The sequence below is a fragment of the Arsenicicoccus sp. UBA7492 genome, from assembly GCF_002479615.1.
In the GTDB taxonomy this organism is placed as follows: domain Bacteria; phylum Actinomycetota; class Actinomycetes; order Actinomycetales; family Dermatophilaceae; genus Arsenicicoccus; species Arsenicicoccus bolidensis.
Map to the genome: position 1 here is coordinate 106752 of NZ_DLOE01000039.1, position 14859 is coordinate 121610.

13 protein-coding genes are annotated in these 14859 nt (G+C 73.9%); 5 read left to right on the forward strand and 8 right to left on the reverse strand.

Annotated features, from left to right (window positions below; genetic code table 11):
* Window positions 1-57: 57 nt before the first annotated feature.
* The 5 genes from B4E97_RS11690 to B4E97_RS11710 form a co-directional block, all read right to left on the reverse strand.
* Entirely contained in the window at window positions 58-570 is a 513-nt protein-coding gene (locus B4E97_RS11690) for a hypothetical protein (protein WP_029211979.1), read from the reverse strand.
* 49 nt (window positions 571-619) lie between these two features.
* Window positions 620-3229, reverse strand: coding sequence for an FtsX-like permease family protein (locus B4E97_RS11695; RefSeq protein ID WP_286959969.1), 2610 nt, complete (start codon window positions 3227-3229; stop codon window positions 620-622).
* Complete coding sequence (locus tag B4E97_RS11700; protein WP_239265490.1) at window positions 3226-3990, reverse strand: ABC transporter ATP-binding protein; 765 nt, start codon at window positions 3988-3990, stop codon at window positions 3226-3228. The genes B4E97_RS11695 and B4E97_RS11700 overlap by 4 nt, the downstream gene beginning before the upstream one ends.
* 133 nt (window positions 3991-4123) lie before the next feature.
* A complete protein-coding gene (locus B4E97_RS11705) occupies window positions 4124-4798 on the reverse strand; it encodes a response regulator (RefSeq protein ID WP_019286590.1) in 675 nt (224 codons plus the stop codon).
* Window positions 4795-6087, reverse strand: a complete 1293-nt coding sequence (locus tag B4E97_RS11710) for a sensor histidine kinase (protein ID WP_239265488.1) — start codon at window positions 6085-6087, stop codon at window positions 4795-4797. The genes B4E97_RS11705 and B4E97_RS11710 overlap by 4 nt, the downstream gene beginning before the upstream one ends.
* 442 nt (window positions 6088-6529) lie before the next feature.
* On the opposite strand from B4E97_RS11710, the gene B4E97_RS11715 reads away from it, so the two are divergent.
* The gene (locus B4E97_RS11715; RefSeq protein WP_286959970.1) at window positions 6530-7255 is read left to right on the forward strand and encodes a hypothetical protein; all 726 of its coding nucleotides are present in this window, start codon (window positions 6530-6532) and stop codon (window positions 7253-7255) included.
* 128 nt (window positions 7256-7383) lie between these two features.
* Here the strand turns inward: B4E97_RS11715 and hutI are convergent, their stop codons facing one another.
* Genes hutI through B4E97_RS11730 form a run of 3 tightly spaced genes read right to left on the reverse strand, consistent with a single transcriptional unit; the run spans window position 7384 to window position 11285 of the window.
* Entirely contained in the window at window positions 7384-8628 is a 1245-nt protein-coding gene (gene hutI / locus B4E97_RS11720) for an imidazolonepropionase (RefSeq protein ID WP_286959971.1), read from the reverse strand.
* Window positions 8625-9974: a formimidoylglutamate deiminase gene (locus B4E97_RS11725; protein WP_019286595.1), complete on the reverse strand. Its 1350-nt coding sequence runs from the start codon at window positions 9972-9974 to the stop codon at window positions 8625-8627. The genes hutI and B4E97_RS11725 overlap by 4 nt, the downstream gene beginning before the upstream one ends.
* 60 nt (window positions 9975-10034) lie before the next feature.
* Window positions 10035-11285: an allantoate amidohydrolase gene (locus B4E97_RS11730; protein WP_286959972.1), complete on the reverse strand. Its 1251-nt coding sequence runs from the start codon at window positions 11283-11285 to the stop codon at window positions 10035-10037.
* Window positions 11286-11368: 83 nt separating this feature from the next.
* Between B4E97_RS11730 and B4E97_RS11735 the strand changes: the two genes are divergently transcribed.
* The 4 genes from B4E97_RS11735 to B4E97_RS11750 are packed head-to-tail and all read left to right on the forward strand — an operon-like array spanning window position 11369 to window position 14806.
* A complete protein-coding gene (locus tag B4E97_RS11735) occupies window positions 11369-12361 on the forward strand; it encodes an ABC transporter ATP-binding protein (RefSeq protein ID WP_286959973.1) in 993 nt (330 codons plus the stop codon).
* Window positions 12358-13113, forward strand: coding sequence for an ABC transporter permease (locus B4E97_RS11740; protein WP_019286598.1), 756 nt, complete (start codon window positions 12358-12360; stop codon window positions 13111-13113). The genes B4E97_RS11735 and B4E97_RS11740 overlap by 4 nt, the downstream gene beginning before the upstream one ends.
* Window positions 13050-14201, forward strand: a complete 1152-nt coding sequence (locus tag B4E97_RS11745; RefSeq protein WP_286959974.1) for a sensor histidine kinase — start codon at window positions 13050-13052, stop codon at window positions 14199-14201. The genes B4E97_RS11740 and B4E97_RS11745 overlap by 64 nt, the downstream gene beginning before the upstream one ends.
* Complete coding sequence (locus B4E97_RS11750; RefSeq protein ID WP_239261970.1) at window positions 14198-14806, forward strand: response regulator transcription factor; 609 nt, start codon at window positions 14198-14200, stop codon at window positions 14804-14806. Before B4E97_RS11745 ends, B4E97_RS11750 begins: the two co-directional genes overlap by 4 nt.
* Window positions 14807-14859 lie beyond the last annotated feature (53 nt).

Here is a 14859-nt window from a genome sequence, read left to right on the forward strand (position 1 = left end):
TGGGGGTCTGCGGGCCTGGGTGCGTGGCGGCCTCGGGCCTGGGGTACGTGGCGGCGATCAGGCGGGGGTGCGCAGGGCCGCCAGCCGCCGGTCGAGCTGGTCCAGCCGCAGCGCCACCCGCAGCCGGCGCCGGGTCGGGTCGGGCTCGAGCGCCACGTCGTCGCCGTCGCGCAGCACCTCGGGCAGCTCGACGAGCAGGAGCCGGGACAGGCCCGCCAGCCGCTCGGGGTCGGTGACCAGCCTCGGGTCGTCGAGCACGCCGCGCGCCCGCGCCAGCACCCGGTCGAGCCAGGTCTCGACGTCCCAGCCGAGCGCTCCCCGGCGGTCGTCGAGCCAGTCGCCGACCGCCCCGACCTGGCGGCGCAGGTGCCACAGGTGGTCGGGCTCGTCGGTCGGGACGTGGTCGGCCGGCAGGGCGAGCCCGCCGAGGTAGCCCGCGATCCCGAGGCCCGCGCGCAGCGGCGCCGGCAGCGGGAGGGCGGCGAGCAGCGTGCCGGCACCGACCGTCAGCGCGCGCACGTGGCGCGGTGACGTGGCCGCGGCGTAGACCTCGCGCTCGACCCGACCCATCTCGTCCCTCCTTCCTGCCAGCCTAGGCCCGGGGCCTGGGAGCCGCGTGTCAGTCGGTGGCCAGCGCCGCGGACGGGCTCACCCGCGCGGCCCGACGAGCCGGTATGACGGACGCCAGCCACCCCGCGGCGAGCGCCACGGCGGCGACGAGCCCCAGCCGCGCCCAAGGGATCTCGGTGGTGATGGTCATCTCGCTGCCGAAGAGCGCGTAGGCCCCGCCGAGGCCGTAGGCCACCCCCAGCGCGAGCCCCACGATCGTGCCCACGCCCGCCAGCGTCAGCGCCTCGAGCCCGAGCGTGCTGCGCAGCTGGCGGCGCGTGAGGCCGAGGGCGCGCAGCAGGCCGGACTCCTGGGTGCGCTCGAGCACCGAGAGGCCGAGGGTGTTGCCGATGCCGACCAGCGCGACCAGCACGGCGATGCCGAGCAGGCCGGTGACGACGAGCAGGACGACGTCCATGATCCGCTCCATCTCGGCGCGCTGGGTGGCGACCCCCTGGACCTGGGCGCCCTGGATGGCGACGGCGTCCTGGGCGAGCTGCTCCGACGCGGTGGCCGCGTCCTTGACCTCGGCGAACCTGATCCACGCGGACCCCTTGGCCTGGGGGTCGAGGCGCCGCACGGTGGCCGCCGTGACGACCGGTGCGTCCGCATGGTCCGCGCTGACGTCGGCGCGCAGGTCGAGCCGCGTCGCGCCGTGGGCGAGGGTCACGGTGTCGCCGGTCCGCAGGCCGGAGCTCGCCGGCAGGAGCACGGTGTGGTCGTCGAGCCCGGCAAAGAGCTGCGGCCGGCGCGAGACCTGCACCGCCGCGTCGTCGGCGCCGGTGACGGTGGTCTGCCCGCCGCTCGATCCGCCGGCCTGACCGTCGCTCTGCCCACCGCTCTGGCCGACGTGCACCGGCCGTCCGCCGTGGGTCAGCGTGGCCGGGGCGTCGACGACGAGGGTGGCCGCACCGACGACGCTGCTGCGCCGCAGGGTGTCGAGGTCACGCTGCGCCAGGCCCTGCGGCGCCTGCACGAGGGCGTCCACGGGGGTCTGCTTGTCGAGCGCGTCGGTGGCCGAGCGCACCCCTGTCGCCGAGCCCACGCTCATCATCGTGATCAGCGTGACCCCGACGAGCAGGGCGCTCGCGGTGGCCGCGGCCCGAGCGGGGTTGCGGCCGGCGTTGTCGACGGCGAGCGACCCGGGGACGCCGCCGAGGCGGGCGGGCAGCGCACCGACGGCGCGGGCGAGGCCGGGCACCACCACGGGGGCGACCATGAGCACGCCGAGGAAGGACAGGAGTCCACCGGGGATGCCCGTCACGAGCTGGTGCTGGAGGGCGCCGTGCACGAGCAGCCCGAACCCACCTGCCGCGAGGACCGATCCGACCCCGACGCGCAGGGCGCGGACGCGCCGCACCCGCGTCGCGGTCTCGGGGCGCAGGGCCGCGAGCGGCTTGACGCGCGTCGCCGCGCGGGCCGGGGCGAGGCTCGCCACGAGGGTGACCAGGATGCCCGTCGCGAGGGGAGCCAGGACCGAGAGCGGGGTGACGACCAGGCTGCCGAGGTCCATGTCGGTGCCGTGCGAGAGCTGCACGAGCGTCGCCGCCAGACCCGCGCCGAGCGCCAGCCCCGCGACGGAGCCGAGGACGCCGACGAGCAGCGCCTCGGCCACGACGGACCCGCGCACCTGCCGCCGCTCGGCGCCGATGCAGCGCAGGAGCGCGAGCTGACGGGTGCGCTGGGCGACGAGGATCGCAAAGGTGTTGGCGATGACCAGCGCCGAGACGAACACGGCGATGAGCGCGAAGACGAGCAGCATCGCGGTGAGCTGCGTGACGCCCTGGACCATCTGGGTCACGCGGTGGTCCTTCTCCTGCTGGCCGGTGCGGACCGTGAGGCCCTTGGCTGCGGGGAGACCGGCGACGGAGGCGCGCAGCTGCTCGTCGTCCACGGCCGCGCCGCCCGGAGCCTGCGTCAGGTCGAGCTCCCGATAGCCCGTGGTGCCCGTCCAGGCCCAGATGTCCTGGTCCTGGGCGAAGGCCACCGGCATCCCCTGGCCCTGCACGACGTCACGCCCCGGCTTGACGATGCCGACGACCGTGGCCTCGGCCGGACGGGCCTCCTGCGGCCGCTGCTCGGTGCCGGTGCCAGGGCTGGTGCCGGTGCCGCGCTGCAGCAGGCGGGTCGTGCTGCCCACTGCGAGCTTGCGCGCCGAGGCGACCCAGTCCACGACGGCGATCTCGCCGCGGCGGGCGGGCAGGCGACCGGCCGTGAGCGTCGTCGTCCCGGACAGCTGCGGCACTGACCGCAGCACGAGGGAGGCCTCGCGACCCCCGAGGTCCTGCTGGACGGCCCCGCCGGCCACCGTGCGCACGGAGGCACCCGGGTGGGCGCGCGTCACCTGCGCGGCGAGCCCGGGGGGTATGACGGCCGGGCCGCCGCGAGGCGCGCCCCCCACGCCCGAGGACCCGTCCGGCGTGGTGACGACCACGCTCGCTCGGCCCACCGAGCCGGCGGCGTCGCGCGCCAGGGACTCGCGGAAGGTGTCGCCCACCATGAACGTGGCCGCGACGAAGGCGATGCCCATCGTGATGGCGACCAGGACGCTGACGAAGCGCCGGGCCTGACCGTGGATCATGCTGGCCGCCAGGGAGATCGAGGTGCGCACGGCGATCACGCCCCCAGCCCGCGCAGGGCGGCCAGCACGTCGTCGGCGGTGGGGTGCCGCAGCTCCCCCGCCATGCGACCGTCCGCGAGGAGCAGCACGCGGTCGGCATACGTCGCGGCCCCGGGGTCGTGGGTCACCATCACGACGGTCTGGCCCAGCTCACGCACGCAGCGCCGAAGGAAGTCCAGCAGCTCGTGCCCGGTCACGCTGTCGAGGGCGCCCGTCGGCTCGTCGGCAAAGATCACGCGCGGCCGCATGACGAGGGCGCGGGCCACCGCCACGCGCTGCTGCTGCCCGCCGGAGAGCTCGGTCGGCTTGTGCCCCAGACGATCTGTCAGGCCCAGCACCCGCACCACATGCTCGAACCATTCGCGGTCGGGGGTGCGGCCCGCGAGGCGCAGGGGCAGGGTGATGTTGGCCTCGGCGGTCAGCGTCGGGAGCAGGTTGAAGGCCTGGAAGACGAACCCCACCTGCTCGCGCCGCAGCAGCGTCAGCCGCGTGTCGTCAAGCGTGGTGAGGTCGGTGTCGCCGACCCAGACCTGCCCGCTCGTGACGTCGTCGAGGCCCGCCGCGCAGTGCATCAGCGTCGACTTGCCGGACCCCGACGGGCCCATGATCGCGGTGAGCTCCCCCTCGGCGATCTCCACGTCCACGTGGTCCAGGGCGACGACGCGGGTGTCGCCGCTGCCATAGGTCTTGGTGAGGTCACGCGCGCGCACGGCCGCGCGGGTCACGGTGGTCGGGCTGGTGGTCGGGCTGGTGGTCGTCATCGGGTCGCTCCGTCTGGTCGTCGGACATCGCTGGTGCGCGGTCGATGTCGACGCTAGGGAGCGGCCGGTGTCGCCCGGATCGACCTGCGGTCTCGACCCCGGGGGCGACCCGAGGACCACGGGCGCAGCGGGCCTACGACTGCGGTCGCACGAGCCCTGTGTCGTAGGCGAGGACGACCATCTGCACCCGGTCTCGCAGGTGGAGCTTGGCGAGGATCCGCCCGACGTGGGTCTTGACGGTGGCCTCGGCCACATAGAGCTCGGCCGCGATCTCCTGGTTGGAGCGCCCCTGCCCCACCGCGAGCAGCACCTCGCGCTCCCGCTCGGTCAGCGGGGCGAGCCGCTCCTCGGCGCTCCGCAGGGGCTCGTGCTCGTCGGGCAGCCCGGGCAGGAACCTCTCGAGCAGGCGCCGGGTCGCGCTCGGGGCGACGACCGAGTCTCCTTGGTGCACAGCGCGTATGGCGGCCAGCAGCTCCGCCGGGCCCGCGTCCTTGAGGAGGAAGCCGCCGGCACCGGCCTTGAGCGCGGTGTGGACGTACTCGTCGAGGTCGAAGGTCGTGAGCACGAGGACCTTGGCCGCGGCGCCCGAGGCCACGATCCGTCGGGTCGCCTCAACGCCGTCCATGCGTGGCATCCGGATGTCCATGAGCACCACGTCGGCCTGCGCGGCCAGCTCGACCGCCGCCGCGCCGTCGCCCACCTCACCCACGACCTGCATGTCGGGCTGGGCGTCCAGCACCATCCGGAAGCCCATCCGCACCAGCTCCTGGTCGTCCGCCAGCAGCAGCCTGATCTGCTCGTCGCTCACTCGCGCTCCCGTCGTCGTCCCGTCGTGACCGGGACCGGCACGGTGGGCGCCGTCGGCGGCGCCTCCGGGTCCCGCGTCGGCAGGCTAGCAAGCACCTCGAAGCCACCCCCGACCCGCTCCCGGGCCGTGAAGGTCCCGCCGATCGACGCCATCCGCTCGCGCATCCCGATCAGCCCATGGCCGCGCCCGTCCGACCCGCCACCTGGACCCCGACCCGTGTCGCGCACGGCCAGCTCGACCCGGTCCGGGTGGTGAGCGAGCTCGACCCGCACGGTCGCCGCCGGTCCCGCGTGCTTGAGGGCGTTGGTCAGCGCCTCCTGCACCACGCGGTAGGCCGCCATCTGCTGCGCCGGCCCGAGCGCCTCGTGCACCCGCTCGTCGCCGACCTGCGTCAGGGTCGCCGGCAAGCCCGCGTCGTTGACGTGCGCCACCAGCTCCTCTACCTGCTCGAGCGTGGCCTGCGGGGTGTAGGCCGCCGCCTCCCCCTCCTCGCGCAGCACCCCCACGAGGCGCCGGGTCTCGCCGAGCGCGCCCCGGGCGGTGTCGCCGATCGTGGCGAGCGTCCGGGCGGCGACCATGCGCGAGGCGTCGACGTCACCGTGCTCCACGGCATACGACGCTCCGTCCGCCTGGACCACGATCACGCTGAGCGAGTGCGCGACGACGTCATGCATCTCGCGCGCGATCCGGGCCCGCTCCTCCTGCGCGGCGAGGCGCGCCATCGAGTCGTGTTCGCGCTCCAGGGAGTCCGCCCGGTCGCGCAGGCTCTGCACCATGTCGCGCCGCTGCCTCGCGAGGGCCCCGGGCACGAAGCACGCGACGCTCATGGCGGCGACGAACACCCAGCTGATGACGGCGTACTCCACGCGCTGCGCGCCGGCAGGCCGGACCCAGTTGTAGGTCCAGTCCCAGGCGCCCACCACCCCGCCGACCAGCGCGGCCGCGAGCCACCAGTAGCGCCACCGCGGGTGCCCGTGGGCCGCGACCGCGTAGAGCATCATGAGCGCCGCGAGGTTCTGGGGCATGACGTTGTCAGCGATCACGAGCTGGACCACGCAGCCGAGCGCGACCGCCACAATGGCCGGGTCGGGCCTGGTGCGGCGCCACACGAGGGGCAGGCTGGTGCCGAGGAGGGTCCACGCGAGCCAGCCCACCCAGCCGACGGTGAGCTCGTCGAGCACGCCTGCCGACACGACGAGGCAGAGCAGGGTGACGACCCCCGCCCAGAAGGCGTCGACCAGCATGACGTGCTCGCGGAGCCACCGCTGGAGCCTTAAGAACGCACGCATCCCTCCACGCTAGAGGTGCGGGCGGCGCCGGGTCGTCATACCGCGGTCTGATCCTCCCCCTCCACTCTGGGTCCTCTGCCACCGCCCCCGCCGACGCCCACCCCCACGCCCTACGCTCTCGGCCCCCCACCACTCGTTGAGAGGCGACAGATGGGGGTTCTGGGCGCGTCATAACCCCCATCTGTCGCCTCTCATTGGGCGGCGGCAGCGCTGTGGATAACCTCTCAGATCAGATTTGCTACCATTTACGATAATTTGCGTGCGCTCACCTTCGCCCCTGCCCGCCCCGTATGACGCCGAGCCCTTCAGGACGTCCGACGCCATGGCATCCGGGATCTCACGCGATCGACTGCGAGCGTCCGACACTCGAGCCCCTCATTACGGCGTCAGATCCCCGCTCCCTCTCCTCGGCATCGAGCAGGCCGCGAAGGACGCGTTGCCGGTGCTGCCGCCGGCGCACGCGTTCAGCAACGTGACGGCCGCCCGGCTCATGGGGATGCCCTGGCCGACGCGGTGGACACCCGACGAGCCGGTTCACGTGGTCACCCGGAGCGGACAGTTCCACCTCGAGCGGCCGGGGATCGTCAACCACCGCGGGCTGCAGCGCCGCGGAACGATCCTCCTGGAGAACGGCCTGACCTGCACCGATGACCTCCACACCTGGGCCGACGCCGCCGCGTCGCTGTCGGTGGACGAGCTGATCGCAGCGGGCGACTGGATCCTCCGACCACGCTCCACCCGCACCGTCGGGGACCTGGCGAGCGTCCTGCCTCGCAGGATGCGCGGCGTGCGCACGGCGCGGGCGGCACTGCTGGAGATCCGTCCTGGATCGGCGAGTCCCATGGAGACCAAGACCCGACTTCAGCTGGTGCGCGGGGGCCTGCCCGAGCCGGAGCTCAACGTGACCGTGACGGACGAGGGAGGGTGGCTGGGGATCGTGGACCCGTTCTGGAGGCGGTGGCGGTTGGTGGTGGAGTACGACGGTCGTCACCACGTGGAGCGTCAAAAGACCTGGGAGCGAGACGTGGCACGGGAGAGGGCCTTTCGCGATGCGGGGTACGACTACGAGCGCCTCATCAGCATCAACGTCAACGGCCGCACCCCCGACGCCCTGGCGATCGTGCGACGTGCCCTGGTGCGCGCCGGGTGGCTTCCAGGGGTGGCGTGACGCCGGCACGGGCCTCCCACGTGGGTCGCTCCGCCCATCCCCCTCGTTGAGAGGCGACAAATGGGGGCTATCCAGGCCTCATAACCCCCATTTGTCGCCTCTCAACGAGAAAGGCGGGAGGGGTGGGGTCAGGCGGGTGGGGTGAGGTCGAGGGCGGTCGCGATGGGGACGCCGGCACGATAGCTCAGGTGCACGTAGGACGGGGCGTCGAGCACCGTCAGGTCCGCGCGTGCGCCCACGGCGAGGTGGCCGACGTCGTTGCGCCGCAGCGCGCGAGCCCCGCCGAGGGTCACCGCGAGGAGGGCCTCGGCGGGCGTCATACCCATCTCGCGCACGGCCAGGGCCACCACGAAGGGGATCGACGAGGAGTAGCAGGTGCCCGGGTTGCAGTCGGTCGCGAGCGCCACCGAGACCCCGGCGTCGAGCAGGGCGCGCGCGTCGGGATAGGGCGAGCGGGTGGAGAACTCGACGCCGGGCAGCAGGGTGGCGGTCGTGGTGCCGGCCGCCCCCACGAGCGCGTCCACGTCGGCCGTCGACAGATAGGTGCAGTGGTCGACCGACGCCGCCTCGAGCTCGCACGCCAGCTGGACCCCCGGGCCGTGGCCGAGCTGGTTGCCGTGGACGCGCAGCTCCAGCCCCGCCTCGCGGCACGCGAGCAGCACCGCCCGCGCCTCGTCGCCGTCGAACGCGTGCGCCGACGCCGGCTCGCAGAACACGTCGCCCCACACCGCGTAGGGCGCGCACGCCTCCAGCATCGGTCCGGTCACCAGGGACACGTAGTCCGCACGGCGGGAACGGAACTCAGGCGGGACGACGTGCGCCCCGAGGAAGGTCGTCTCCTCGATCCCGGCCTCGCACGCCAGGCGCAGCGCCCGCGCCTCGTCGTCCACGGTGAGCCCGTAGCCGGACTTGACCTCGACGGTGGTCGTGCCCTGCGCGCGCATCTCGAGGACGCGGTCGAGCAGCAGGTCGAGCAGCTCCTCGTCGGACGCGGCGCGGGTGGCGGCCACGGACACGGCGATCCCGCCCCCGTCGTAGGGCTGCCCCGTCATCCGCGCCGCGAACTCCTCGCCGCGGTCCCCCGCGAACATCAGGTGGGCGTGCGAGTCGACGAATCCCGGCACCACGCAACGGCCCCCGACGGACAGCACCTCGTCGGCCGCGGGTGCGTCGGCCGCGCGCCCCACCCAGGCGACGTTGCCGCGGTCGGGCACCGGCTCGCCCTCGATCATCCGGTATGCCGACGCGCCCGCCGCAGGGACCTCCTCGAGCACGACGGCGGCGTCCTGCAGGACTCCGAGGGGCGATTCGTCGCCGAGCTCGGGCGAGCAGGTGACGAGCTGGCCGATGTCGGTGACGAGGACTGCGGTCACGGCTCCTCCAGGAGGGCGTCGAGGGCGGTGCGGAGCATGAGGGCGACCGAGCCGATGCGGTGGCGGCCGCCCTCGACGACGGGCTGGCCGCCGACGACGACGGTGTCGACGTCGCCCGCGGTGGCGGCGAAGACGACCTGCGCGGGCTTGGCGCCGACGGTGCGGACGCTGTCGAGGCGGACGTTGCACAGGTCGGCGAGCGCCCCGACCTCGAGGCGGCCGCCGTCCTCCCAGCCGAGCGAGGCATAGCCCTGACGGGTGCCGAAGGCGACGAGCTCGGCGGGGTCGAAGCGTCCGCGCTCGTTGGTCATGAGGCGTTCGTGCATCTCGAGGGAGCGCAGCTCGCCCCAGGGGTCGATGGACACGTGCTGGTCGGTGCCGATCGACAGGCGGGCGCCGGCGCGGTGCAGGTCGCGGGCGGGCCCGATGCCGTCGGCGAGGTCCCGCTCGGTGAGGGGGCAGAAGCACGCGCCGGTACCGCTCTCGCCGAGCAGCCGCACGTCCTCGTCGGTCAGGTGGGTGGCGTGGACGGCCGTGGTGGTGGGCCCGAGCACGCCCTGCTCGTGCAGCAGCTGGGTCGGGGTGCGGCCGTAGCAGGCGAGGGTGGCGGCGTTCTCGGCGAGCTGCTCGGACAGGTGCACGTGCAGCGGCACCGGCGACGGGTGCACCCCGAGCCCGGTGCGCGCGGCCTCGGCCACGACGCCGAGCTGCTCGCGGGGCACGGCCCGCACGGAGTGGATCGCGGCGCCGACGCGGGACATCGGGCCCTCGCGCAGCTGGCTCACGCGGGCGGCCCAGCCCTCGGCCGTCCCGTCGCCGAACCGGCGCTGGTAGGGGTCGAGCGGCAGGTAGCCCGACCCGTCGAGCCCGCCCGTGAGATAGCAGGTGTCGAGCAGGGTGAGGCGGATCCCGGCCTCCGCGGCGGCCTGCTGGAGGGCGTGCCCCATGGCGTTCGGGTCGGGATAGGGGGTGCCGTCTTCCTGGTGGTGGACGTAGTGGAACTCGCCGACGCAGGTGAACCCCGCGAGCACCATCTCCGCGAAGGTCGCCCGCGCGAGGTCGAGGTAGGTGTCGGGCTGCAGGTGGCTCATGAGGGAGTACATCCGCTCGCGCCAGGACCAGAAGTCGCCGCCGTTGCCGTGGGTGCGCCCGCGCAGCCCGCGGTGGAAGGCATGGCTGTGGACGTTGGCCAGGCCGGGGAAGGTCACGCCGTGGAGCTTGATGTCGTGCGGCCGGGGATGGGTGCGGACGTCGATGGCGGTGATCCGGTCCTCGGACACCGTCGTGCGCACGCCGTTGGTGATCCCGGACGGCAGCAGCGCGTGCTCCGACCAGAACGTGGTCATGACCCGTGGCCCCCTCGAATCGACCCAGTCGTCGGCCTCGGCGTCGGCGACGCCCCCACCCTATCCCCCGGCCGGTGCCGCGAGGTCGGTGACGACGGCCGTCAGCGCATCGAGCCCGGCGTGGCAGTCGGCGACCTCGGCGTGCTCGTCGGGGGCGTGCGAGACGCCGGTCGGGTTGCGCACGAAGAGCATCGCGGTCGGCACGCCCGCGTTGGTCAGGATGCCGGCGTCGTGGCCGGCCCCGGTGCCGAGCAGGGGCGCGTCGTCGAGCAGCGTGGACAGCCGGGCGGCCAAGTCCGCGTCGAAGCTCGTCTCCGGGGTCCACGACTCGCAGACCGGCTCCGCCGCAGGCCGTATGCCGCTGTCGCGCGCCACCGCCTCGACGACCTCCCGCACGTCCGCCTCCACCGGGCCGCGCGCGTCGAGCCATGCGGTGACGGCGGAGGGGATGGCGTTGACGCCGCCGGGGACGACGCGGGTCTTGCCGATGGTGGCCACGCAGCCGTGCGCGGTGGCGGCGGTGCGGGCGGTGAGGATCGCGGACGCGAGGCGCAGCATCGGGTCGTCGCGGTCCTCGAGGCGCGTGGTGCCGGCGTGGTTGGCCTGCCCCGCGAGGTCGAGGCGCCAGCGGCCGTGCGGCCAGATGGCGGTGCCGACGGCGACGGGGCGGTCCAGGTCGGCGAGGCCGCGGCCCTGCTCGACGTGCAGCTCGACGAAGGTGCCCACGCGAGGGAGGGCCTCGTCGTCGCGCCCGATCGCGTCGGGGTCGCGCCCGGCGTCCCGCAGCGCCTCGGCCAGGGTCACGCCGTCGTTGTCGCGCAGCCCGAGCGCCCGCTCCGGCGTCATCGCCCCCGTCACCACGCGGGAGCCGATGCACGCCACCCCGAACCTCGCGCCCTCCTCGTCCACGAAGTTCACCACCCCGATCGGCACGGTCGGCTCGTGCCCCGCCGCCCGCAGCGCGTCGACGGTCGCGAGCGCGGTGACCACGCCGAGGGGGCCGTCGTACGCGCCGCCGTCCGGCACCGAGTCGAGGTGGGAGCCGATCGCGACCCCCTGCACGCCGCGGGCCCGGGCCGCGTCGACGTCGCCCCACCACGCCCACTGGTTGCCGGCGCGGTCCTCGACGACCTCGAGCCCGCGCCGCGCGCACTCCCCCGCGAACCACTCCCGCAGCGTCGCGTCCTCCCGCGTCCACGCGAACCTCCGGTAGCCCCCCGACCCGCCGTCCCGCCCCACCGGGGCGAGCTCGCCCCACATCCGGTCCAGCTCTGCGTGGGCGGGGGTCTGGGAGGCGGTCGGCGTCGACATACCGCCAACCTATGACACCTGTCACCCGGGACTCGTGACAGGACCCGCACGGCCCCGTCGGCGCAGGTCAGCAGGCTGGAGACATGACGACGACGACAGCACCCGCGGTGGAGCTGCGGGACCTGCGCAAGACCTTCAAGGGCACGGGCAAGGGGGCCAAGGGCAAGCCCGGCTCTCGCACCGTGACCGCGGTCGACGGCCTCGACCTGACGATCGAGCCGGGCGAGGTGGTGGCCTTCCTCGGCCCCAACGGCGCCGGCAAGACCACCACCTTGGACATGGTCCTCGGGCTCACCGAGCCCACCAGCGGGACCGCCCGGACGTATGGCGAGGACCCCCGTCGAGCGGTCGCCGCCGGACGCGTGTCGGCGGTGCTGCAGAGCGGCGGGCTGCTCCCCGACCTCACCGTCCGCGAGACGGTGCAGCTGATCGCCTCGACCTTCCCGCAGCACGAGAGCGTCGACTCGGTCCTGCAGCGGGCAGGCCTTTCCGGGCTCGCGGGTCGCCGCGTGTCCAAGTGCTCCGGCGGCGAGCAGCAGCGGCTGCGCTTCGCGATGGCGCTGCTGCCCTCGCCCGACCTGCTGGTCCTCGACGAGCCCACGGCCGGGATGGACGTCACCGCCCGGCGGGACTTCTGGTCGACCATGCACGCCGACGCCGACGCGGGCCGCACCGTCGTGTTCGCCACGCACTACCTGGAGGAGGCCGAGGACTTCGCCCGGCGCATCGTCCTGGTCGCCGGCGGGCGGGTCGTCGCCGACGGGACCACCGCCGAGCTGCGCGCCCGGGCGACCGGGCGGCTCGTCAGCGCGGAGATCGGGGCGGGCGAGCTCGCCCGCGTGACGGACGTGCTGCAGCGGGTGGCAGGCGTCGACCACGTCGACCACACGGGGACGGCGGCCAGCGGCATACGGGTCGTGGTGCGCTGCACCGACTCCGACGGGGTCGCCCGGGTCCTGCTGGGCGACCTCGGCGCCCGCGAGCTGGAGGTCTCGCGCGGCTCCCTCGACCAGACCTTCCTCGAGATCACCGAGCAGGCCGAGCAGGCCGCCGCAGCCACGGAGGACGTGCGATGAACGCCACTTACTACCGCCTCGAGGTCCTGCGCTTCGTCCGTGACCGGGTGGGGCTGTTCTTCACCGTCGGCATCCCGCTGTTCATGTACCTCGTCTTCGGCGCGGCCCAGTCCTTCGGCAAGGAGAACGCCGGCCACGGCAACGTGACCTTCTACATCATGGTGTCGATGGCGGCCTACGGCGCCGTCACCGCCACGACCGGCATCGGCGCCTCGGCCGCGACCGAGCGCAGCCTGGGCTGGGGACGCCAGCTGGGGCTGACCCCGCTCAAGGATCGCACCTTCGTCTCCGTCAAGGTCCTGGTCGCCCTCACCATCGCGGTGATCCCCATCGCCCTGATCTATGCGGCGGGCGCGCTGACCGGAGCCCGGGCCGACGGGCTCGCCTGGGTCCTGTGCCCGCTCATCACCATCGCCGGAGCGGGCGCGTTCGCGCTCTACGGCCTCGTCTTCGGGCTCTGGCTGCGCAGCGAGTCGGCGGTCTCGGCGGCCAGCGGCTCCCTGGTGATCCTCGCGTTCCTCGGCAACATCTTCATCCCGCTCGAGGGCGTCCTGCTCACCATCGCCCGGTTCACCCCGCTCTACGGCCTGGTCCAGCTGAGCCGCTACCCGCTCACCGAGGGGCGCGTCATGTCCGGCGACGTCCTGATCAACGAAGGCCTGTGGATCCCCGTTGCTAACGTGGCCGCATGGCTGACGCTCCTCGCGATCCTGGCGACCTGGCTCGTGCGCCGCAGCCGGGGACGGCAGTGAGCGGAGCCCACCCGACCCTCGAGAACCCGTGGAGCCGCTACGGGTGGGTGATGGCCGCCGTCTGGCTCGCCTTCCTCGGCTTCCCGGTGATCGAGGTCCTGCAGGACTCCGCGCCGACCTGGCTCAAGGGCATCGCGCTGGCCGCGATCGCGTGCTTCGCGTTCGTCTACGTCTGGTCGATGAACCGGCTCTGGGCCTTCGGCGAGGGCCGGCGCGTCAACCCCGCCGCCGTGCGGTGGTACGCCGTGCTGATCGCGCTCTGCCTGGTCACGGTGCCGGTGCTGGGCGTCGAGGTCGTCGGGATGTCGCCCTTCCTGCTGAGCTTCGCGATGTTCACGTTCCCGCTGCGCCACGCCTTCGGCATCGCCGGGGTGCTGCTCGCCCTCGCCGTCGGGCTCCCTTGGTGGGCCGGGGTGTTCGGCAGCTTCGGCTTCCTCACGATCATCCTGGCGATCGTCTTCATCTCCACCGCGGTGACCCGGGTCGCCAACAACAAGGAGTTTGATTACACCCGCACCAAGGACGCTTTGCGCATCGCCTCCGAGCGCGAGCGGGTCGCCCGCGACGTGCACGACGTCCTTGGGCACTCCCTGACCGTGGTCGCCGTCAAGACCGAGCTCGCCGAGCGGCTGCTGGACGTCGACGTCGAGCGGGCCCGCGCCGAGCTGATCGAGATCCGCTCGCTGACCCGCACCGCCCTCGCCGAGATCCGCGAGACCGTGGGTGGGCTGCGGGTCGCGTCGCTGGGCGACGAGGTCGAGGGCGCCCGTATGGCGCTCACCGGTGCCGGCATCGCCGCCGACCTGCCGGACGACCTCACCGTGGTCGACCCGCGTCACCGCACGGTCCTCGCCTGGGTGCTGCGCGAGGCCGTCACCAATGTCGTGCGGCACTCCGGGGCCGGGCGGTGCGTCATACGGCTCTCGGCCGCCGGCCTGCTCGTCGAGGACGACGGGCGCGGTCTGCGAGGAGGCAAGGAGGGCAACGGCATCCGCGGGCTGCGCGAGCGGGTCGCCGGCGCCGGCGGATCGCTGACGATCGGCCCCGGGACCGACGGGCGGGGCGCCCGGCTGCAGGTGCGGCTATGACGATCCGCCTGCTGCTGGCCGACGACCAGGCCATGGTGCGTGGGGCCCTCGCGGCGCTGCTCGACCTGGAGACCGACCTCGAGGTCGTGGCACAGGTCGGCCGCGGCGACGAGGTGCTCGGCGCGGTCCGCGCGAGCTCCCCCGACGTGTGCCTGCTCGACATCGAGATGCCCGGCCTCGACGGCCTGGAGGTGGCATCGCAGCTGGCTCGCGAGGCCCCGGGCGTCCGCTCGCTGATCGTGACGACCTTCGGGCGGCCAGGCTACGTGCGGCGCGCGCTCGAGGCGGGGGCCAGCGGCTTCGTCGTCAAGGACGCCCCCGCCTCCGAGCTCGCCGAGGCCGTGCGGCGCGTGCACGGGGGGCTGCGCGTGGTCGATCCGGCGCTGGCGACCGAGTCCCTCTACGGCGGCGCCTCACCCCTGACCGCGCGCGAGCGCGAGACCCTGCAGCTGGCGATGGAGGGCCACCGCGCCCCCGACATCGCGGCGCGCCTGTTCCTCTCACCGGGGACCGTCCGCAACCACCTGTCCTCCGCGATCGCCAAGACCGGCACCTCGACGGCCGTCGAGGCGGCGCGCGAGGCCCAGTCCCGCGGCTGGCTCTGACCACCCACACCTTCGCGCGCTCCCAGCTCACAAACGCACGACCCCGACCCCCC